Below are 17,182 nucleotides of genomic sequence, written 5' to 3'. Positions count from 1 at the left end.
GCGGCCTCGCAACAGTGAAAAACTTTTTCATTGTATGTTTGGAGAAATCGGCGAGACTGGCGCGATGGAAACCACCGAAAAACGCCAGCGCGGCCGACCGCGCGCTTTCAACGGACCTGCCGAAACCAGTTCTGTGCAGTCGCTGGACCGGGCCTTGCGCATACTGGCCATTGTTGCCGAGGGCAGCGGCCTGTCGCTGAGCGAGATATCGGCGCAGAGCGGCCTTGCCGCCTCCACCGCCTACCGCATGCTGACGACACTTGAAAACCACGGCATGGTCGAGTTCGACACATCGGACCAGTTGTGGTCGATCGGCGTCGAGACCTACCGCATGGGCGCGGCCTTCCTGCGCCGCCGCAAGCTGGTCGACCGCGCCCGCATCGTCATGCAGGAGTTGATGGAAAGAACCGGCGAGACCGCCAATCTCGGCGTCGCCGAGGATGATTGCGTGGTGTTCGTCAGCCAGGTCGAGACGCACCAGGCGATCCGCGCCTTCTTCCGCCCGGGCACGCGCAGCCCCTTTCACGCCTCCGGCATCGGAAAGGCGGTGCTGGCGCATCTCGAGCCGGAGCGCGTCGGCACCATTCTGCGCAAGGCTGGCCTGCAGCGCTTCACCGACAAGACGCTGTCCGAGATCCCTGCCCTCGCCCACGATCTGGCCGTCATCAAGCAGCGCGGATGGTCGGTCGACGACGAAGAGCGGCACCCCGGCATGCGCTGCGTGGCGGCCGCCATCTTCAACGAATTCGGCGAGCCGATCGGCGGCGTTTCCGTATCGGGGCCGACCGTGCGGGTGACGCCGGAGCGGCTGGCCGAGATCGGGCCGATGGTGCGCAGTGCCGCGGCCGAGGTGACCCGGATGATCGGCGGCGCGCAAGCCGGCTGATCAGCCTGCCCCGGGCAGCGCGCTCCTGGTCGCAATATCGAAGAAATCGAGCCGTATGGCCGTGCCGACACCGCAAGCGCCGGCGGCATGGACCCTGTCTTGCCGTGGCGTTCGAATGCATGCGAAAGGGCGCGGATGAGGAAAACGGTTCAGCTTCTGCTTGTCGCTTCGCTTTGCGGATGCGTTGCGACGACACCTCGACCCGATGCAGGCGACCAGCGCGTCGATCCCATTCCGTTCTCGCTCGCGCTCGAGGAGGTCGTCATCACCGGCATTCGACAGCGCTTGCCGGATCCTGCTTCCGTCAGGCTCGGAAGGACGCTTGCCGGCGAGCGGACAGTGAACGGCCGCAAGGAGATCGTGGTCTGCGGCTTCGTCAGCGGCAAGACTGCGGCCGGCGGCGCTGGCGGCGACCAAGCCTTCATCGCCAGGATCTACCCGGATTCGGCAAGCAGCCTCGAGCTTGTCGCCATGGGCGGCGCTTCGGAAACAAGGCGCCTCGTCGACAGCACCTGCAGCGCGGCCGGATTGCCGATTTCTGATTCCGCCTGAACACGCAACTGTAAGTATTTATGAGAGAAAGAAAAAGGGCCTCGCGCGAGCCCCTTTCTCTGTTGACGATCCTCCTCTCTCAGAGCCGGCAGTAGTGGCTGTAGCCGTCGTAGCCGATGTAGGTGTCGGAGTCCGGATCGTAGCTCGAGTAGCGATCGAGGCAGCGACGCACATGCCAGGAACCGCCGTCTTCGTCGACATAGACGGTGCGCGGGGGCTGCTGGGCAAGCAGGCTGCCAAGGACGAACCCGCCCACGCCGGCGGCGATGCCGATTCCGAGGTCGTGGTGATGCGAATGAGCCGCCGAAGGCTGAACGGTGCCGACCAGCGTGGTGGCTGCGACGGTGGTGGCGATGACGCCGGAAACGAGTGTGCGCTTGAACATGATGATCTCCTTGCTTCGTTGACCGAGGCGATCCATCCGCCTCTTGATCATCTGTCGCTGCCGCACAGGAAAAGGTTCGAGGCTTTTTTGACTTTTTTTGCGCAGATGCTGCCGGGTCCCGGCCCTTGGGCCCACGGAACATGCAAAAGGGCGGCCGAGGCCGCCCTTCGAACGCAACAGGCCTTGGTATCAAAGGATGATAACCACCCTGCCGTGGTGATGATGCCGGTGATGGTGATGGTACCACCAGTAGTCGCCATAGTAGTCGTCGTCGTAGTAGTAATGATGGTGATGATGCATGCCGTGAGCCGACGACGTCTGAACGGTGGCGGCCAGTGCAGTGAGGAGTGAGGAATGAGTAGTGAGTAGTGAGTAGTGAGTAGTGAGTAGTGAGTAGTGAGTAGCGAGTAGCGAGTAGCGAGTAGCGAGTAGCGAGTAGCGAGGGCAGGATCACGGGGATCCCGGCCCCACTACCCACTACTCACTAGTCGCTCCGCACGCTCATCCCATGCCGGTTATGTGGCGAAGCCAGAAGGCGAGCGCGATGAATCCGATGATCGTGGTCACGCCGGTCCAGTCGACATTGGCCTTCCTGACGTCGCTGATGAGCTTGACCAGCAGCATCCAGGCGATGACGACGAGGGGGAGAATGATGACAAGCCTGATCATGCGACACTCCAGTCCGAAGCGATTGCACCTTCTTGATATGTAGGAAGCGCGCTCGTGGATTTCAGCATGGGCCGGCGGCGGCGTCATCCACCGCCGGGGTAACCGAAAACGGAGTTTTGTCTTTACTGGCGCACGAAATATGCTACCGGAGCGCCGTGCCCTTGTAGCTCAGCTGGTAGAGCAGCGGTTTTGTAAACCGAAGGTCGCGGGTTCGATTCCTGCCGGGGGCACCAGTTCTCAAGCCGTAAGCCGTTCTTTTGCCTGCGCAATTTAGCACCCTTTGGAATCCCGCCTTCTGCCACTGACCGGGCTACCGAGCGTTTGTGTAAGATTTTGTGTAACGGAGACCGGCCTTTTCGTACGAATCTTCGGCACCGATATCTGGCCGCAGAATATCCAAACTGGGTCATTCTCCCTGTTGGCGTCTGCGGCCGTCCTGACCATTCCGGCCCAGCTGGTCCACCACCATTTCGATGAAGGTCTTCAGCTTCGGCGTTTGTCGCCGATCAGGGTGAAACAGCAGATGAATGGGACGCGGAGGCGTTTCGTAGTTCGGCAACACTCTGACGAGCTGCCCGGTCGCGAGGTGCGTGCGCACCGCCTCTTCTCCGATCAACGCCAAGCCGAAACCTGCGAGCGCCGCCTCCAGCAACGAAGCGGGGTTGTTGACCTTGAGACGGCCGTGGACCAGGGCCTTTGAGATGAGACCGTCCCGTACAAAGAGCCAATCGCTGAACGTTGGTTCGGGCCAGTTGCCGAAGAGCAGGCATTCATGATTGACCAGATCCGATACGATCGAGGGCATCCCTCGTTCTTTTAGGTATGCAGGCGACCCGCAGGCAATCGTCTGAAAGGGTGCGAGCTCTATCGCCCCTAGGTTAGACTCCTCGAGAGGACCGATCCGGAACACCGCCTCAAACCCGTCGTCGATAAGGTCGACAAAGCGGTCGTTGAGAACCAGGTCGACATCGACACTGGGGTGGCTGCTCAAATATCGTGCGACCACAGGTGTCACGCAGTGAGCTCCGAATGAAACCGGCGCATTGACGCGCAAGAGCCCTCGCGGTTTACCCCTGGTCTCATCAGCAATTGCATCCGCCCAGTCGACCTCGGCCAGCGCCACTTTGCACCGATCGTAGTAGGACTTGCCGATCACCGTCAGGCTTTGCTTTCGGGTTGTGCGGTTGAGCAGGCGTGCGCCTAAACGTGCCTCCAGATACGTGACATGCTTGGCCACCATCTGCGGTGAGATGCCGAGCGCCGATGCCGTCGCTGCAAAGGAGCCGCTTTCTGCCGCCTTTACGAATGCGGCCATGCTGGCGAGACGATCCATTCCACACTCCTGGTTGGGAGAGCCGGTTTCATGGCGCCATTTATCGATCTAATGCAAGGGGTCATATAGCTTCACAAGCAATCTCATCCCCCACACCTTCGAAAGGCATAAACATGAAAATCGGCATTGTTGGCGCTGGCAATATCGGCAGCGCACTCACCCATCTCTTCCAGGCCGCAGGGCACGAGGTCACGATCTCCAATTCGCGCGGACCAGGGTCTCTGGCGGGCCTGTCGGCGGAAACCGGCGCTCGGGCCGCTGCGATCGAAGAGGCTGTCCGCGGCCAGGACGTCGTGGTCGTCGCCGTTCCCACAAACAAAATCCCTAGTCTGCCTCGCGAACTGTTCGCGTCCACGCCAGCCGACGTCGTCGTCATCGACACGACCAACTACTATCCACGACAGCGCGACGGTCATCTGGACGGAATTGAGGACGCTAACACCGAAAGCGAATGGGTCGAGCGGCACCTTGGGCGTCCGGTGGTCAAAGCGTTCAACACGATAGAAGCGACCCATCTCCTACCGGGCGCCAAGCCGGCGGGCTCCGCGGACCGCATCGCGCTGGCGGTGGCGGGTGATGACGCTCGGGCCAAGTCCAAAGCCATGGCGCTGATCGACGGGATCGGCTTCGACGCAGTGGACGCCGGCACTATCGCGGAATCCTGGCGTCAGCAGCCGGGCTCGCCGGGCTATCTCAAGGACTATGACGTCAAGGGCGTCCGTAGCGCGCTCGCCAAGGCGAACCCTGAACGTCAGCCCGACTGGCGCGCCACGCCCAACAGCCCCGGCACCTACGACTTGCCGGCTTAGACGCCTTGGTCCGGCACCATCTGCCCCGCTCACAGGCCATCAAGGATTAGCCGATGCGCTGCCCGTCAACCCATTGGGAGCTGACGGGCGGCGGCATCTGCGGTGTCCTCGGGTCTCGTGTTGAAGGCTATCGCGGCGTTCGGCGCCGCCTTGCGGATGATGTTCACCACGGTTTCGAACAACAGTAGGCTCCTAGGCGGCAGCCTGAGGCCGCCTCCAATCACCACGCAATCATACGCACCATCGCCCAGAGCTCTTTTGAGGTCTGCAAATCCGGCGGCATCGGGCGTGATCATGCAGGTATCGCCCTGCCACCCCCGTTCCTCAATCTTCGCCACGCCCAAAGCGATCCCGGCGTTGATCTTTTCGGCATTAAAGCCGGGCGGCAATGACGGGTCCGAGAAGTCAACTGTTTCAGGTTTCTGGCCGACAAATAGTATTCGCGTCATTGGAATTCTCCATAAAGTTTCGGGGTTCGGAAAGTGGGATATCGTTCGGGGGCAAGGCTTGCCGCCTCAATGCGCCGACCGTCAAGGATATCCATCCAGTCAGGGGCACGCCCTTGTGACCTTCACCAAGTGATCAGGGGCGATTTGCGCAGCCACGTATCCGCAGTGAGTTGCTGAACAACGAAATCCGCGACATCGGCTCGGGCGATCGTCCCGCCATGTACGCCTGACAGATCGGTCAACGCCCTGATGCGACCGCGCGAAGGCTTGTCGTTGAGCACCATCGGCCGGACGATGGTCCAGTCGAGCGTGCTGCCCCTGATCGCATCTTCCTGCCGATCCTTGTCTTCATAGACCTTCCGCAGCATCAGGGGCAGGAACAACCGGTCGAAGAAGAAACCGCCATGGCCGCGGCTGTCGCCGGCGCCGAGGCCAGTGATGCACACCAGCCGACGGATGTTCTGCTGCTCCATAGCGCCGACCAGCGCACGCGTCGCCGTTGAGAGCAAGGTCACCTCCCGGAACGGGCTCATGGCGGTGCCCAATGAACTGACGACGGCGTCACAACCAGCGATGGCGCGAGTTAGCGCGGCGGTATCGCGGGCGTCGCCTTCGACGAGCTCGGCGCCGGTGAGGTCCTTGGCCTTTGCCTTGGAACGAACGAGGGCTACGACGTTGTGTCCCTCCGCGATGGCCTTAGCGACGATCAGCCGGCCGGTTGCGCCAGTGGCGCCCAATACCAGAATTTTCATTTCAAGCCTCCGAAGCTGTGCTGTTGGACGGGGAAGTATCGACGAGCCGCTGGCGGAGGAAGTCAACGATGGCGTCCACCGAGCGCTCGGCCGCGAGAAAGTGGCCGAGGGAAGACTGGAAGACATGTGGCATGCCCTGCCAGACCGACAGCGTGACCTCCACCCCTGCCGCCCTCGCCCGGTCGGCGTAGCGCACGGAATCCGCGAGCAGCAATTCGTCATCTCCGACATCGATCCGGATCGGCGGCAGGCCGTTCAGCCGAGCATAGAGCGGTGATGCCTTCGGGTTCTTCGCATCCTGGCCCTGAAGATACATGTCCGCGAAGCCCTGGAGCACGCCGCCCGTGAAGATCGGGTCCGCCTCCGCCCTGGTCTCGAGGCTGTCACCGGTGAGCGCAAGGTCAGTCCAGGGCGACATCACCGCTGCGCCGACTGGTTGCACCGTGCCGTTCGTTTTGTCGGCAGCGAGGACCGACAGCAGCGACAGCGTCAAACCGCCGCCAGCAGAGTCACCTACAACCACGATCCGTTCGGCGCCGTCCGCAACGAGACCGCGATAGACGGCGACCGCATCGTCGATGGCTGCCGGGAATGGGTATTCGGGTGCGAGCCGATAGTCAGGGACAAAGGTATCGGCGCCGACACGTGATGCGATCTGACCCGCGAAGTTGGTGAGCGCCTCGGCTGAGCCGAGCACATAGCCACCACCATGAAGATAGAGGATGTGGGCGCCCGATCGTGCACTCACCGGCCGAAGCCAGAAGCCGGCAATGCCTCCGACCGTCGCAGCCTCGACCTGGACATCCGCCGCAGCGGGTGTTGCGGCAAACATGGCGTCGAACATCGGTCGCGCCTCGGGACCGAGTTTCTCACCCTTATGGGCCGAGGCCGCCTGTCGCATCGCGGCTACCGCAGGAGCATCTTCAGGCGAGAGGGGATGGATCGTCATCATGGCAGGTCTCCTTGGTTGGGGGTAAAGTGCGGGCTCAGCCCTTCGCCCACTGGGAGGCGGCATCCCTGGCAAAAGCGGCATAGGAGCGGGGGGCGTGGCCGAGCAGTTTGGTCAAGCGCTCGATGTCGTCAGAGGTCGCCACCGCGCCTTCCGTCTGATACCGGCTGAACATCAGGCGCAGGTCGAGCGCATGCCAGGCCGGCAGCATGGTCTTCGTACGCTGCTCCATGACGACGAGATCGTCGCCGCCATGGCGGATCGCGCGGCCGAGGGCCTCGCTCCAGATGGTGGCGATGCCGTCGCCGGTCAGACTGTCCGGACCAACCAGGGCGTAGGTCTCGCGGCCGAGCGGCGTGGCGGACTGTTCACGGCGGACCAACTCGATCGCTGCGGCCTCGCCGATGTCGCGGATATCGACCATCGAGACGCCTTTCTTGCCGATCGGCGAGCCATAAATGCCGGTCTTCAGCAGTCCGTCCTTCTGGCGAAGATCGTTCTGGATGAAGTAGGCGGGACGCAGGATCGTCGCGGGCAGGTCGAGCGCATCGATCATGTGTTCGACCGTGTACTTGCCCGCAAAATGCGGCACGTCAGCATAGCCGTCGCCGCCGAAGACCGAGAGATAGACGATGCCTTTGACGCCGGCCTCTCGGGCGACCGTGAGGGTGAGCATGGCCTGGGTCAATTCATCGGCGACGTTCGGGGCGAGCAGGAACAGTGTGCTGACACCTTGCAGTGCCGCGCGCACCGAATCCGGGTCGGCGAGGTCACCGCGGACCGCGGTCACGCCCGAGGGCAGTTGCGCTGTTTCAGGAGAGCGCGTCAGCGCGCGGACCTCGACGTTTCGCCCCTGCAGGTGGGCCAGGACTTGGGACCCGATGGTCCCGGTGCTTCCGGTTACCAAAATAGCCATTGTGAAAACTCCTGTTTGTGCGTGTCGAGGGAAAGATAAACGTTCCAATCTTGAGTGGGAGGTGGCATGATCGGAACAGGTCGTCTCAATATTGGAACATGTCATGGATCTAGAAGCCTTGGCCGATTTCAATCTCGTTGCCGCCCACGGCGGTTTCGGCCGGGCCGGTCGCATCTCCGGCCGATCCAAGGCGACATTGTCGCGCCATGTGAGCGAACTCGAACATAGCCTCGGCGTGAGGCTGATCGAGCGTGGGTCCCAGAGCCTGCGACTGACGGACGAAGGGCGAGCGCTTTACGAGCGCACGGACGGATTGATGGCGGAAATCGCGGAGGCGGGAGAGGCGATTGTCTTGGGTGCGTCGACCCCGAGAGGCAGGCTGCGGATAAGCGCTCCCGTGGTTTTCGCGCATGTGGCGCTTCCCATGATCGGCACTCGTTTCGCTCTCGCCTATCCGGAGGTCAAGCTTGAGATTGTTGCCGAGGATCGCAAGGTCGATCCGGTCGAGGATGGCTACGACCTTGTAATCCGGATCGATCCTTCACCGGATGAACGGCTCATCGGTCGCCGTTTTCTCAATGACGAGCGGCTGATTGTTGCCTTGCCGGACATGCCGCGCCCTCAGCCGGTGCCGGGCGGCAGACCGAGTCCGGTAAAGGCCGTTTTGCTGAGCGCAACGTCGCTGAACGTGGTTTGGCGCATCAAATCCGATTTTGAGGACGAAATCCTTTTGAAGCCCGAGCCAATCCTGCGCTTCTCGTCTCTGCTGATGGTGCGCGATGCCGTTCTGGCTGGTGCGGGCGCGGCATTGCTTCCGAAGCTTCTTGTCGCAGGCGATATCGAGGCGGGCCGCCTTGTTTGTTGGGGAACTGATGCCGGTCCGCCTGTCGAGATCTGGGCGCTCCAAAGTTCGCGACGGCTTATCGGTGCGAAAGTTCGCGCTTTCCTGGATGTGATGGAGAGGGCATTTCCCACCAAAACTTTCGTTCCTGCAACCTGAACAAGAACCTGTCCCGCCGGCTAGGCGCCTCCCCGTTTTAGGATGAAGACGGTTTCCCGGCACGGCCATACTGGCGTGGTGCACAGTCCATAACCTCTTAAAGGCTGTGCTGAACGCGCTTTTGGTTTGTAAACCGAAGGTCGGCGGTTCGATCCCGTCCGGGGGCACCAGCAGCGCAACGCTTATGTCGGCTATAGTCGCTTCGACAGGCGGCCCCACCAAGCCTGGTTGAACGCGCTCTCGCAGCATTGCGCGCCTTCTACTAAGCGTTCGCGACCTGGGCGGATGCCCTGACCCTGGTGAACGTGTTGCGTACCCTGACGGATCTGTAGACGTAAGCGACCCAGAGTCCGGCCATGGCAAAAGAGGCTATAGACGTCGCAATCGCGTTTCCGGTGACCACTTGCCCGACCCGAACCCCGAAAACCGTGGAAACCAAGGCTGCGTCCAGGATGAAGACCACCGGGATTGCAAGCCATTGGGCGAGGAACAACTGCTTGAACCAAGGGCTCCGCCTCAGCATGGCAACGACCACCACCAGTGCAGCACCAGAAACGCCAGCAGCAGGGCAATCTCGCCATAGACCACCATGGGTCCGTTCGGCACCAGCATGAGCTGGTTGTAGCCATCGCTCGAGGACCCTATTGCGACAAGCGTGCGCAATGGCGACAAGGATTGACCGATCGCGAGAAGCATTAGCCATCCTCCGAACCCGACGGGATCCGCCGGATTCTGCGAGGGCTTGATGGCGGATCGAACCGCAAAGAAGACGGGGACGCCGATCAGCAACAGAAGGATTGCCCAATGCCAGATGGAAAACTGCATTCACCCCTCCTCTAAAAATGCACCCAGGGGTTGTATCAGATTTCGGATTCGACTCAAGAGGGTTGAGCCGCGACTTGGTCCCAAAATCGATTCTGCTGCCTGTTCCTGACAATCACACCCCGATCGCCGCCACCAGAATCCGGTTTTGCCGGCGTACCGCCGCGCGCAGTTCCGCGATCTTCGCCTCGTCGCGCTTCACGAATTCGATGAACATCATGTTCATGTTGTTGAAGATCAGTTCGCCGAGTGCCGCGCCGTCTATGTCCTGGCGCGCCAGCCCGATCTCCTGCAGCCGGGCGATCAGCGCGCGGATCTGTTCGGTGAGCGAGCGGTCAAGCGCGGTGTAGGCCTGGCCGAACGGGCTGTCGGGAAGCTGCGTCGAGATCGCCATGGCCTGCCGCCACATCTCCTTGCTGAGATAGTGCAGCGAATGCTCGATATAGATGCCGATCAGCGTGTCCAGCGCATCGCCGACATTGGCCGGCGGCCTGGCGACGACACCGCGCCCGGCATTGAGCACCTCGTTGACCTCCAGCGAGACGATGGCGCCCAGGATGTCGCCCTTGTTCTCATAGTAATTGTAGATCGTCCCGATCGACACTTCCGCCTGCGCGGCGATCGCCTCGATCTTGGCGCCCTCATAGCCGGCCTCGCGGAAAAGCGCCGCCGCCGCCTCGATGATGCGCCTGTGCCTGTCCGCCTTTTGCCTTGCCCGCAATCCGCTCATAGCAGCCTCTTGCCACAAAAACAGAATTGACTCAATTTTAGAATTGGTTCAACTTTTTGCAAGAAGCCACAAAGGCAAGGGAGAACACTCGATGTCCGTCAAATCCGCATCCGGGAATCCGCTTTCCATCTTGAAGCGCCATCTGCACGCCGCCTGCGCCGCCACGGCCCTGCTGCTTGGCGCGGGCAGCCTCGCCGAGGCCGCCGATCTCAACGCCCTGATCTGGTGCGACCATTCCGATCCGGCCCTGCTGCAGCCCTTCGAAGAGGCCAACAACGTCAAGGTCAACGTCAAGGAGTTTGAAGGCACCGGCGCCGGCCTCGCCATCGTCGAGCAGTCGCAGCCCGGCGACTGGGACGTGATGGTGATCGACTCGATCGACGTGCCGCGCGGCGTCGAAAAGGGTCTGTTCGAGCCACTGCCCGAGGACAAGCTGCCCTTCGCCGACCTCTTCCCGCAAGTGAAAATGGACGGCTCCACCGTGGTCGGCGGCAAGCGCTACGGCATCACCGAAAAGTTCGGCTACAACACGATCGGCTTCAACAAGACCAAGGTCGATCCGGCCGACATGCAGTCCATGGCATCGCTGACAAGCGACAAATACAAGGGCAAGGTCGCCATCTACGACTATTACCTGCCGGTCATCGGCATGGCGGCACTCGCCATCGGCAAGAAGACGGCCGAGCTGACCGAAGCCGACCTGCCCGCCCTCAAGGACGAGCTTCTCAAGATGAAGGCCAACGCCAAGCTGGTCGGCGAAGTGACCGCCAGCCAGACGGCGCTTGCCACCGGCGAGGTCGACATATTGGTCGGCGGCGGCGAATGGGTGACGGCGGGGCTGGCCAAGGAGAACCCGGCGCTTGACTTCTCCATCCCCAAGGAGGGTGCGGTGCTGTGGTCGCAGTCTCTGGCGATGTTCAAGGATTCCAAGAACAAGGACATGGCGCTGAAATTCATCCAGTACATTATGAGCCCGGAAGGCCAGGCGCGCCTTGCGACCTCGTCCTGCTATTGGGGCATGCCCGCCAACACCAAGGCGGCGCTGACCGACGACCAGAAGAAGGTGCTGCGTTTCGACGAGCAGCCGGGCTTCCTCGCCCGTGCCCAGGCCTATCCGGCGCCGAACGCCGATCTCGACAAGAAGATGCAGGACATGTGGACCGAAATGCTGCAGGCGAAGTGATCCCGCTCGTGAGTTCAAGCGGGAACAGCGGACGTGCCCCGCCCCGGGCGGGCCGTGCCCTGCCCCGGGCGGGCCGCGCCTTGCCCTGGGCGCTGGTGACACCGGCACTCGGCTGGACGCTGTTGTTCTTCGTGCTGCCCTTCATCGCCATGGGGTTTTCGAGCCTCACGGCGCATGAAGGCGGCGGTTTGACGCTTTCCAACTACAACCAGTTCTTCACCAACCCCTCCTATTGGCAGGCAATGGTGAACTCGCTGCAGGTGACGGCAATTGTCACCGTGGTTTCGGTGCTGCTCGCCTATCCCTTCGCCTGGATCCTCGCCGAACAGGTGCCGGAACGCTGGCAACGGCTGGCGCTGATGCTGGCCGTGCTGCCGTTCTGGACGTCCTATGTCGTGCGTTCCTATTCCTGGCTGCTGGTGCTGGCGCAGAACGGCGTCATCAACCGCGCGCTCACCGGTTCCGGCCTGATCACCGAGCCGCTGCAGCTCGCCAACACGCGGCTGGCCACCGTCACCGGCTTCGTGCATTTCTTCGTCATGCTGCTGACGCTGACCATTTTCGCCAACCTCAAGCAGCTCAGCCCGAGCTACCGCAAGGCCGCCGCCGATCTCGGCGCTGGGCCGGTGCGCACCTTCATGCATGTCATCCTGCCGCTGACCTTGCCGGGCATCATGGTCGGCGCCTTCCTCACCTTCGTGCTGTGCATTGGCGATTACATCACGCCGCAGATCCTGGGCGGCAACAACGAGCTTTTGATGCCGCAGCTGGTGATGATGCAGATCGGCCGGCGCGGCGACTTTCCGCTGGCCTCGGCGCTGTCGATCATCCTGATGGCGGTGGTCACCATCGCCTATCTCGCCTGCGCGCGCTGGCTGAAGATCGAGCGGGCCTGAAATGCGCCAGCTGGTCCGCGTCGTTTCCTGGGTCTACGCGCTCGCCGTCTACGGCTTCATCTTCCTCCCGGTGGTGGTGCTGGTGCTGTTCTCGCTGCAGGCGACGTCGTTTCCGATCCCGCCCTTCACCGGCCCGTCGCTGCGCTGGTACGAGGCCGTGCTCTCCGATGTCAGGCTGACCTCGGCGCTGGTCAATTCGCTGCTGGTGGCGTCGATCTCCTCGGCCACCGCCGTTATGCTCGGCTTCCTCTGCGCCTGGGGGTTCGCGCGCTTCGTGCTGCCGGGATCAGGCCTGCTGCGCGGGCTGATCACGCTGCCGCTGACCGTCAGCTATCTCATCATCGGCATGGGGCTTTTGGTGCTGTTCAACTGGGCCGGCGTACCGAAATCGCTGCTTGCCGCCGGCATCGGCCATGTCGTGATCAACCTGCCGCTGTGCTTTGCCATCATCTACAGCCAGATGAGCGACCACCAGATCAACATCGAGCGGGCAGCGCGCGATCTCGGCGCGCCGGAATGGAAGGTGCTGCTGCTCATTACCGTGCCGGTGATGGCCCCGGCCATCTTCGCCGGCTTCTTCCTGTCGATGACCTTCTCCTGGGACGAATTCGTGATCTCCTTCCTGCTGACCCGCTTCGACACCACGCTGCCGGTGGAAATCTGGAACCTGTTGCGCTCGGGCCTCAACCCGAAAACCAACGCCGTCGGTTCGCTGGTCTTCGCCGTTTCCATCGTGCTGGTCGTGCTGTTCGAACTGACATTGCTGCGCCGGAGAAAAGCATGACCGCGCCTCTGGTCGACATCCGCGCCGTCTCGCACCGTTTCGGGCAGCTGGCCGTGCTGAAGAACGTGTCGCTGCGGATCGAGCCCGGCAGCTACACCATCCTGCTTGGGCCATCGGGCTCGGGCAAGACGACGCTGTTGTCCATCCTGGGCGGCTTCGTCATGCCCAGCGAAGGCAAGGTGTTCATTCGCGGCGAGGATTGCACCGAGGTGCCGCCGGCCAGGCGCCCGACGACGACCGTGTTCCAGGACTATGCGCTGTTCCCGCATATGAGCGTCGGCGGCAATGTCGGCTTTGGGCTGCGCATGCAGGGCGTCGACGGCACGACGCGAGCCGCAAAGGCGCGCGAGGCGCTGGCGCTGGTTGGGCTGGCCTCCGCTTTCGACAAGAAGCCGCACCAGCTCTCCGGCGGGCAAAGGCAGCGCGTGGCGCTGGCGCGGGCGCTGGTCATCGAGCCGGCGGTGCTGCTGCTCGACGAGCCGCTCGGCGCGCTTGATCTGAAATTGCGCCGGCAGATGCAGGACGAGTTGAAGGCGATCCAGAAGCGCGTCGGCACCGCCTTCATCCATGTCACGCACGACCAGGAAGAAGCGATGGCGCTGGCCGACCATTGCGTGGTGATGAATGACGGCCGCATCGAGGACGAAGGGCCGCCCGAGCGGGTCTATGCCAGGCCAGCGACGCGTTTTTCGGCGACCTTCATGGGCGAAAGCACGATCCTTGCCGGCAAGGTCACTGAAGCCGGGGACAGGACAAGCACCGTCTCGACGCCGGCCGGCCCGGTTTTGGTGCGCAGCGCCTTGCCCGTGGGCTCAGCCGTTGCACTGGCCATCCGGCCGGAGCATCTCATGCTCGGCGGAGCCGCCGGCACCGCAAGCCTCGGCATGGCGAAAGTGAGCGATGTCGTCTTCCAGGGCAGTTTCAAGCGCGTGCTTGCCGCCTCCGTCGAAGACCCCTCGCTGCAGTTCATCGCCAAGCTGCCGGCGACCGCCACCCTCCAATCCGGCGACACGGTTGCCGTTTCGTGCGATACCGACCAGATCATCGTCTTGGCGGACTGAAATGGGATCTCTTCCGGTCATCGACGCACCAGACTGGTACGAGACCATCCGCATGGCCGACGGCGTCACGCTGATCCATGAGCCATGGATCAAACCGTTCTTCCGCTGCAACATCTGGCATGTGCGCGGCCGCGACCGTGACCTTCTGTTCGACACCGGCCTCGGCCATTTCAGCCTGCGCACACATGTGCGGCTGGTCACGGAACGCAAGCTGACCTGCGTCGCCAGCCATACGCATTTCGACCATATTGGCTGCCATCACGAATTTCCCGACCGCTGCGTGCACCGGGCCGAAGCAAAAATCCTCGCCGATCCACGCAACGAATGGACGGCGGCTGACCGCTATGCGACCGACGAGATGTTCGATGGATTGCCGCAGGGCTGGGAGTCGTCCCGCTACCGGATCCTGCCTGCCCCGGCCGACCGTCTCCTCGAACATGGCGACATCGTCGATCTCGGCGACCGCGCCTTCGAGGTGATCCACACACCGGGCCATTCACCCGGAGGCATCGCGCTCTACGAGAAGAAGACCGGCATACTGCTGTCTGGTGACATCATCTATGACGGCCCGCTGATCGACGACGTCTATCACTCGGATATTCCAGACTACATGGCGACGCTGCTCGCCATGCGCGAGCTCGACGTCTCGGTCGTGCATGGCGGCCATTTCCCGAGCTTCGGCAAGGTGCGCTACCGCCAGCTGATCGACGAGTATCTGGCGCAGAAACGCCAAGCCGGCTGCCATCTGCGGCCGCGGCCCTGAGAACAGCTATGGCATCAATTCGAAATGCCGCGGAAATGCCTGATGCAACAGGAGCAGCATGGTCTTGCGCAGCACATTGGTGTCGCGGCTCGAAGGGTTCAGATGATCCCAGTACCATGCGCCGTGAACCAGATAATTCAGGCTCTCCGACAAGGTGTCGATGTCGACGCCGGTGTAGCCGCCGCTGCGCGAAATCTCGATGAGCAGTTCGCGCGCTTCGGCGGTGTAGGCGAGATCGCTCGGCAGGCCGATCTCATTGTAGATCTGCATGCTCTTGCGGTCGCTTGAGAACACGACAAAGACCGACACCCATTTGGGATGCTGCCGGGCGAAACGCTGCGCACAATCGACGGCGCCCAGCAGCCTTTCGACCGGCGACAGGCCGGGCGCCCGCACCAGGCTGATCCACAGCGCATCATACTGGTCGCTGAGATACTGAAGCACGGCCCGGAACAGGTTTTCCTTGCTGCGAAAATGAAAGACGACCAGCGCGTTGGACGAGCCGACATGTTCGGCGATGCGCTGCATGGTGAGGCTCGCAAGGCCCTCCTCCGCGATGAGCTCGATGGTGGCGTCGATGATGCGCTGCACGCTGGCTTCGCCGCGCTCGCGCCGGCGGTCCTTGGGCGGCGCGGCATCGTTTGCCGCGCCCTTGGTCGTCGCGAGCTTGCGTTTCTCTGGCTTTGCGGTTGCCTTGCGTTGCGCCATTTTCGTCAGGCCTTTCGGACCCATGGCGGAGATATCCCGCCACATAGATTGCCTTGCCATATGGCACGCCGGCTCATCGCGAAATCGCTCAGAGCGATGGGCGCGTCCCGGTGCTCCCATACCATTGCCCCCGGGCCGTTTCATAGGCCAGTCCGGCCCGGAAGACATCGGCATCGCTATAGGTGCGGCCGACGATCTGGATGCCTGTCGGCACGCCGCTTGCGGCGTGGCCCGACGGTATGGACAGAACAGGGCAACGGCTCAGCATGTTGAACGGCGTCGTCATCACCCAGCCCAGCGAGGGGTTCACCTCCCTGCCGTTGATTTCGACCGTGTCCCTGGTCTGGTCGAACTCCGCCGGCACCGCGGGCAGCGCGTTTGTCGGGCAGATCAGCACATCGTGGGTCTCTAGCAGCGGGCCGAGCGTCTGGTACATCCTGGCCGCCACGTCCAGCGTCGCGACGAAGTCGGTGGCCTTGGACTTTTGCCCGTCCTCGGCAAACCGCCGGGCATAGCTGGTCATGTCGCTGGCGTGCTCGGCAAGCAGTTGCGACAGCGACGCGCCGAACAGGTGCTCGAGATAGGCCATCCCGGCCTTGAGCACCCCGTCGTCCCAGCCAAGATCGACTTCCTCGACCGTCGCGCCGAGCGAACGGAACACATCGCAGGCGGCGAGCGTATTCTTGCGCACGTCGGGGTCGACCTCGAAGGAACCGAGATCCATGGAAAAGGCTATTCTCCAGCCTTTGATCGGCTTGTAGTCGAGCGGTAGGCGCAGCTTGGGGCGCAGCGTGGCGATGTCGAGCGGGCTCGGTCCGGCCATGACGTTCTGCAGCAGGATGGCATCCCTGACGTTTCGCGCCAGCGGCCCGGTGTGGCAGTAGAAGTCGAGGTTGAAGGGCGGCTCGTCGGGATTGCGACCGTAAGGCGGCTTGTAGCCGACGAGACCGCAGGCCGACGCCGGAATGCGGATCGATCCGGCAATGTCCGAACCGGTGGCGATCGATGATGTTCCGGAAGCGAGCGTTGCCGCAGCGCCGCCCGAAGAGCCGCCCGGCGTGAAATCGCGATTCCACGGATTGCGAGTCACCCCCCACCGCTTCGACCAGGTGTATCCGGCACAACTGAATTCCGGCGTCGCCGTGCGCGCATGCACGATGCCGCCGGCCTTCATGATGCGCTCGTTCATCGTCGAGGTGTGGCCGCCTATGGCGTCCCTGGACAGCAGCGAGCCATGCGAGGTCGGCTTGCCCTTGATGTAGCTCTCATCCTTGATGCCGATCGGCAGGCCTTCCAGCGCGCCGGTCCTGGCGCCCCTGGCGTATTTCGCCTCGGCCCGGGCGGCCAGCTTCATAGCCTCTTCGAAATGCGTGAAGGTGAAGCAGTTGATCGCCGGTCTGGTGGCTTCAGAGCGGCGAATGGTGGCCTGCATCAGTTCGACAGGCGAGAGTTTCTTTGCCTTGAACAGCCGCAGCGCCTCATGGGCCGGCGTGTAGCAGAGGTCGAGATCGGACATCGGAAATCTCCCGCGATCG

The 17,182-nt window shown here is 62.6% G+C and carries 21 protein-coding genes and 1 tRNA gene; 10 read left to right on the top strand and 12 right to left on the bottom strand.

From position 1 onward, the window contains the following. Nucleotides 1–64: 64 nt before the first annotated feature. Together bhcR and CK228_RS14155 are read left to right on the top strand one after the other, a co-directional pair. Nucleotides 65–886, top strand: coding sequence for an HTH-type transcriptional regulator BhcR (gene bhcR, locus CK228_RS14165; protein WP_095788278.1), 822 nt, complete (start codon nt 65–67; stop codon nt 884–886). Between the two features lie 135 nt (nt 887–1,021). Beyond that, complete coding sequence (locus tag CK228_RS14155) at nt 1,022–1,438, top strand: hypothetical protein (protein WP_095788241.1); 417 nt, start codon at nt 1,022–1,024, stop codon at nt 1,436–1,438. A gap of 79 nt (nt 1,439–1,517) precedes the next feature. On the opposite strand, the gene CK228_RS14150 is transcribed toward CK228_RS14155, so the two are convergent. Together CK228_RS14150 and CK228_RS14145 are read right to left on the bottom strand one after the other, a co-directional pair. Further along, the gene (locus tag CK228_RS14150; protein ID WP_095770856.1) at nt 1,518–1,823 is read right to left on the bottom strand and encodes a BA14K family protein; all 306 of its coding nucleotides are present in this window, start codon (nt 1,821–1,823) and stop codon (nt 1,518–1,520) included. Between the two features lie 501 nt (nt 1,824–2,324). Further along, entirely contained in the window at nt 2,325–2,492 is a 168-nt protein-coding gene (locus CK228_RS14145; RefSeq protein WP_095770241.1) for a hypothetical protein, read from the bottom strand. Nucleotides 2,493–2,649: 157 nt separating this feature from the next. Between CK228_RS14145 and CK228_RS14140 the strand changes: the two genes are divergently transcribed. Then, a tRNA-Thr gene (locus CK228_RS14140) sits at nt 2,650–2,725 on the top strand. A gap of 173 nt (nt 2,726–2,898) precedes the next feature. Here CK228_RS14140 and CK228_RS14135 read toward each other — a convergent pair. Next, nucleotides 2,899–3,825, bottom strand: a complete 927-nt coding sequence (locus CK228_RS14135; protein WP_095788240.1) for a LysR family transcriptional regulator — start codon at nt 3,823–3,825, stop codon at nt 2,899–2,901. A gap of 113 nt (nt 3,826–3,938) precedes the next feature. On the opposite strand from CK228_RS14135, the gene CK228_RS14130 reads away from it, so the two are divergent. After that, a complete protein-coding gene (locus CK228_RS14130) occupies nt 3,939–4,634 on the top strand; it encodes an NADPH-dependent F420 reductase (protein WP_095788239.1) in 696 nt (231 codons plus the stop codon). 65 nt (nt 4,635–4,699) lie between these two features. Here the strand turns inward: CK228_RS14130 and CK228_RS14125 are convergent, their stop codons facing one another. The 4 genes from CK228_RS14125 to CK228_RS14110 all read right to left on the bottom strand — a co-directional run bounded on the left by CK228_RS14125 (nt 4,700) and on the right by CK228_RS14110 (nt 7,700). Then, complete coding sequence (locus CK228_RS14125; RefSeq protein ID WP_095788238.1) at nt 4,700–5,083, bottom strand: hypothetical protein; 384 nt, start codon at nt 5,081–5,083, stop codon at nt 4,700–4,702. A 122-nt stretch (nt 5,084–5,205) separates the two neighbouring features. Continuing rightward, nucleotides 5,206–5,835 carry an SDR family oxidoreductase gene (locus CK228_RS14120; RefSeq protein WP_095788237.1) on the bottom strand — a complete coding sequence of 210 codons (630 nt, stop codon included), beginning with the start codon at nt 5,833–5,835 and terminating at the stop codon, nt 5,206–5,208. A 1-nt stretch (nt 5,836) separates the two neighbouring features. Next, complete coding sequence (locus CK228_RS14115; RefSeq protein ID WP_095788236.1) at nt 5,837–6,787, bottom strand: alpha/beta hydrolase; 951 nt, start codon at nt 6,785–6,787, stop codon at nt 5,837–5,839. A 34-nt stretch (nt 6,788–6,821) separates the two neighbouring features. Then, on the bottom strand, nt 6,822–7,700 hold the full coding sequence (locus CK228_RS14110) for an NmrA/HSCARG family protein (RefSeq protein ID WP_095788235.1): 879 nt from the start codon (nt 7,698–7,700) through the stop codon (nt 6,822–6,824). Between the two features lie 103 nt (nt 7,701–7,803). Between CK228_RS14110 and CK228_RS14105 the strand changes: the two genes are divergently transcribed. Next, nucleotides 7,804–8,700, top strand: a complete 897-nt coding sequence (locus CK228_RS14105) for a LysR family transcriptional regulator (RefSeq protein ID WP_095788234.1) — start codon at nt 7,804–7,806, stop codon at nt 8,698–8,700. Between the two features lie 262 nt (nt 8,701–8,962). Here the strand turns inward: CK228_RS14105 and CK228_RS35760 are convergent, their stop codons facing one another. The 3 genes from CK228_RS35760 to CK228_RS14095 all read right to left on the bottom strand — a co-directional run bounded on the left by CK228_RS35760 (nt 8,963) and on the right by CK228_RS14095 (nt 10,252). Continuing rightward, nucleotides 8,963–9,223, bottom strand: coding sequence for a DUF2569 family protein (locus CK228_RS35760; RefSeq protein ID WP_245438026.1), 261 nt, complete (start codon nt 9,221–9,223; stop codon nt 8,963–8,965). Further along, nucleotides 9,217–9,525, bottom strand: a complete 309-nt coding sequence (locus CK228_RS35755; protein ID WP_245438025.1) for a hypothetical protein — start codon at nt 9,523–9,525, stop codon at nt 9,217–9,219. The genes CK228_RS35760 and CK228_RS35755 overlap by 7 nt, the downstream gene beginning before the upstream one ends. A gap of 112 nt (nt 9,526–9,637) precedes the next feature. After that, nucleotides 9,638–10,252, bottom strand: coding sequence for a TetR/AcrR family transcriptional regulator (locus CK228_RS14095; RefSeq protein ID WP_095770250.1), 615 nt, complete (start codon nt 10,250–10,252; stop codon nt 9,638–9,640). Nucleotides 10,253–10,343: 91 nt separating this feature from the next. Between CK228_RS14095 and CK228_RS14090 the strand changes: the two genes are divergently transcribed. The 5 genes from CK228_RS14090 to CK228_RS14070 are packed head-to-tail and all read left to right on the top strand — an operon-like array spanning nt 10,344 to nt 14,939. After that, entirely contained in the window at nt 10,344–11,435 is a 1,092-nt protein-coding gene (locus CK228_RS14090) for a spermidine/putrescine ABC transporter substrate-binding protein (RefSeq protein WP_095788233.1), read from the top strand. A gap of 8 nt (nt 11,436–11,443) precedes the next feature. Beyond that, entirely contained in the window at nt 11,444–12,331 is an 888-nt protein-coding gene (locus CK228_RS14085; RefSeq protein ID WP_095788277.1) for an ABC transporter permease, read from the top strand. A 1-nt stretch (nt 12,332) separates the two neighbouring features. Continuing rightward, nucleotides 12,333–13,115: an ABC transporter permease gene (locus CK228_RS14080; RefSeq protein ID WP_095788232.1), complete on the top strand. Its 783-nt coding sequence runs from the start codon at nt 12,333–12,335 to the stop codon at nt 13,113–13,115. After that, nucleotides 13,112–14,176, top strand: coding sequence for an ABC transporter ATP-binding protein (locus tag CK228_RS14075; protein WP_095788231.1), 1,065 nt, complete (start codon nt 13,112–13,114; stop codon nt 14,174–14,176). Before CK228_RS14080 ends, CK228_RS14075 begins: the two co-directional genes overlap by 4 nt. Before the next feature lies 1 nt (nt 14,177). Further along, on the top strand, nt 14,178–14,939 hold the full coding sequence (locus CK228_RS14070; protein ID WP_095788230.1) for an MBL fold metallo-hydrolase: 762 nt from the start codon (nt 14,178–14,180) through the stop codon (nt 14,937–14,939). A 6-nt stretch (nt 14,940–14,945) separates the two neighbouring features. Here the strand turns inward: CK228_RS14070 and CK228_RS14065 are convergent, their stop codons facing one another. After that, nucleotides 14,946–15,671 carry a TetR/AcrR family transcriptional regulator gene (locus CK228_RS14065; protein ID WP_245437688.1) on the bottom strand — a complete coding sequence of 242 codons (726 nt, stop codon included), beginning with the start codon at nt 15,669–15,671 and terminating at the stop codon, nt 14,946–14,948. Between the two features lie 64 nt (nt 15,672–15,735). Beyond that, nucleotides 15,736–17,163 carry an amidase gene (locus CK228_RS14060; RefSeq protein WP_095788229.1) on the bottom strand — a complete coding sequence of 476 codons (1,428 nt, stop codon included), beginning with the start codon at nt 17,161–17,163 and terminating at the stop codon, nt 15,736–15,738. Nucleotides 17,164–17,182: the final 19 nt, after the last annotated feature.

Origin of the sequence: Mesorhizobium sp. WSM4312 (assembly GCF_002294875.1) — a bacterium.
GTDB lineage: Bacteria > Pseudomonadota > Alphaproteobacteria > Rhizobiales > Rhizobiaceae > Mesorhizobium.
This window is presented reverse-complemented; position numbering and strand designations above follow the sequence as displayed.

Excerpts from the sequence above, each read along its gene's own strand:
- bhcR (WP_095788278.1), top strand. The coding sequence starts at position 65 with ATGGAAACCACCGAAAAACGCCAGCGCGGCCGACCGCGCGCTTTCAAC.
- CK228_RS14155 (WP_095788241.1), top strand. The coding sequence starts at position 1,022 with ATGAGGAAAACGGTTCAGCTTCTGCTTGTCGCTTCGCTTTGCGGATGC.
- CK228_RS14150 (WP_095770856.1), bottom strand. The coding sequence starts at position 1,823 with ATGTTCAAGCGCACACTCGTTTCCGGCGTCATCGCCACCACCGTCGCA.
- CK228_RS14145 (WP_095770241.1), bottom strand. The coding sequence starts at position 2,492 with ATGATCAGGCTTGTCATCATTCTCCCCCTCGTCGTCATCGCCTGGATG.
- CK228_RS14135 (WP_095788240.1), bottom strand. The coding sequence starts at position 3,825 with ATGGATCGTCTCGCCAGCATGGCCGCATTCGTAAAGGCGGCAGAAAGC.
- CK228_RS14130 (WP_095788239.1), top strand. The coding sequence starts at position 3,939 with ATGAAAATCGGCATTGTTGGCGCTGGCAATATCGGCAGCGCACTCACC.
- CK228_RS14125 (WP_095788238.1), bottom strand. The coding sequence starts at position 5,083 with ATGACGCGAATACTATTTGTCGGCCAGAAACCTGAAACAGTTGACTTC.
- CK228_RS14120 (WP_095788237.1), bottom strand. The coding sequence starts at position 5,835 with ATGAAAATTCTGGTATTGGGCGCCACTGGCGCAACCGGCCGGCTGATC.
- CK228_RS14115 (WP_095788236.1), bottom strand. The coding sequence starts at position 6,787 with ATGATGACGATCCATCCCCTCTCGCCTGAAGATGCTCCTGCGGTAGCC.
- CK228_RS14110 (WP_095788235.1), bottom strand. The coding sequence starts at position 7,700 with ATGGCTATTTTGGTAACCGGAAGCACCGGGACCATCGGGTCCCAAGTC.
- CK228_RS14105 (WP_095788234.1), top strand. The coding sequence starts at position 7,804 with ATGGATCTAGAAGCCTTGGCCGATTTCAATCTCGTTGCCGCCCACGGC.
- CK228_RS35760 (WP_245438026.1), bottom strand. The coding sequence starts at position 9,223 with ATGCTGAGGCGGAGCCCTTGGTTCAAGCAGTTGTTCCTCGCCCAATGG.
- CK228_RS35755 (WP_245438025.1), bottom strand. The coding sequence starts at position 9,525 with ATGCAGTTTTCCATCTGGCATTGGGCAATCCTTCTGTTGCTGATCGGC.
- CK228_RS14095 (WP_095770250.1), bottom strand. The coding sequence starts at position 10,252 with ATGAGCGGATTGCGGGCAAGGCAAAAGGCGGACAGGCACAGGCGCATC.
- CK228_RS14090 (WP_095788233.1), top strand. The coding sequence starts at position 10,344 with ATGTCCGTCAAATCCGCATCCGGGAATCCGCTTTCCATCTTGAAGCGC.
- CK228_RS14080 (WP_095788232.1), top strand. The coding sequence starts at position 12,333 with ATGCGCCAGCTGGTCCGCGTCGTTTCCTGGGTCTACGCGCTCGCCGTC.
- CK228_RS14075 (WP_095788231.1), top strand. The coding sequence starts at position 13,112 with ATGACCGCGCCTCTGGTCGACATCCGCGCCGTCTCGCACCGTTTCGGG.
- CK228_RS14070 (WP_095788230.1), top strand. The coding sequence starts at position 14,178 with ATGGGATCTCTTCCGGTCATCGACGCACCAGACTGGTACGAGACCATC.
- CK228_RS14065 (WP_245437688.1), bottom strand. The coding sequence starts at position 15,671 with ATGGGTCCGAAAGGCCTGACGAAAATGGCGCAACGCAAGGCAACCGCA.
- CK228_RS14060 (WP_095788229.1), bottom strand. The coding sequence starts at position 17,163 with ATGTCCGATCTCGACCTCTGCTACACGCCGGCCCATGAGGCGCTGCGG.